The following is a 1,355-nucleotide window of genomic DNA, read 5'->3' on the forward strand; positions in this document are numbered from 1 at the left end:
GGGGAGCGAAATTATAGTAGCGAAGTCGTTGATGTCACGCTGCCGAGAAAAGCTTCTAGCGAATAATCAACTGCCCGTACCGCAAACCGACACAGGTAGTCGAGGAGAGTATCCTAAGGTGAGCGAGCGAACTCTCGTTAAGGAACTCGGCAAAATGACCCCGTAACTTCGGGAGAAGGGGTGCTGATCGCAAGATCAGCCGCAGTGAAAAGGCCCAGGCGACTGTTTATCAAAAACACAGGTTTCTGCAAAATCGTAAGATGAAGTATAGGGGCTGACGCCTGCCCGGTGCTGGAAGGTTAAAAGGAAGAGTTAGCTTCGGCGAAGCCCTGAATTGAAGCCCCAGTAAACGGCGGCCGTAACTATAACGGTCCTAAGGTAGCGAAATTCCTTGTCGGGTAAGTTCCGACCCGCACGAAAGGCGTAACGATCTGGGCACTGTCTCAACGAGAGACTCGGTGAAATTGAATTGCCTGTGAAGATGCAGGCTACCCGCGACAGGACGGAAAGACCCCATGGAGCTTTACTGTAGCTTGATATTGAGTGCTTGTACTGCTTGTACAGGATAGGTAGGAGCCATAGAAGCCAGGACGCTAGTTTTGGCAGAGGCGTTGGTGGGATACTACCCTTGCATTATGATCACTCTAACCCGCACCTCTGATCGAGGTGGGAGACAGTGTCAGGTGGGCAGTTTGACTGGGGCGGTCGCCTCCCAAAAGATAACGGAGGCGCCCAAAGGTTCGCTCAGAATGGTTGGAAATCATTCGCAGAGTGTAAAGGCACAAGCGAGCTTGACTGCGAGACAGACAGGTCGAGCAGGGACGAAAGTCGGGCTTAGTGATCCGGTGGTTCCGCATGGAAGGGCCATCGCTCAACGGATAAAAGCTACCCTGGGGATAACAGGCTTATCTCCCCCAAGAGTCCACATCGACGGGGAGGTTTGGCACCTCGATGTCGGCTCATCGCATCCTGGGGCTGTAGTCGGTCCCAAGGGTTGGGCTGTTCGCCCATTAAAGCGGTACGCGAGCTGGGTTCAGAACGTCGTGAGACAGTTCGGTCCCTATCCGTCGCGGGCGTAGGAAATTTGAGAGGACCTGTCCTTAGTACGAGAGGACCGGGATGGACATACCGCTGGTGTACCAGTTGTTCCGCCAGGAGCATCGCTGGGTAGCTATGTATGGATGAGATAAACGCTGAAAGCATCTAAGCGTGAAACTCGCCTCAAGATGAGATTTCCCATTCCTTATGGAAGTAAGACCCCTCAGAGATGATGAGGTAGATAGGATGGAAGTGGAAGTGCCGCGAGGCATGGAGCGGACCATTACTAATCGGTCGAGGACTTAACCAAGTTTTGG

At 53.1% G+C, this 1,355-nt stretch carries 1 rRNA gene; it reads left to right on the forward strand.

Going from position 1 to position 1,355, the window contains the following annotated elements:
- Positions 1–1,348 (forward strand): 23S ribosomal RNA (locus tag HF864_RS09345); the annotation flags it as partial.
- Positions 1,349–1,355 lie beyond the last annotated feature (7 nt).

The organism is Lactobacillus sp. MRS-253-APC-2B (assembly GCF_012843675.1).
GTDB classification, from domain to species: Bacteria; Bacillota; Bacilli; order Lactobacillales; family Lactobacillaceae; genus Limosilactobacillus; species Limosilactobacillus pulli.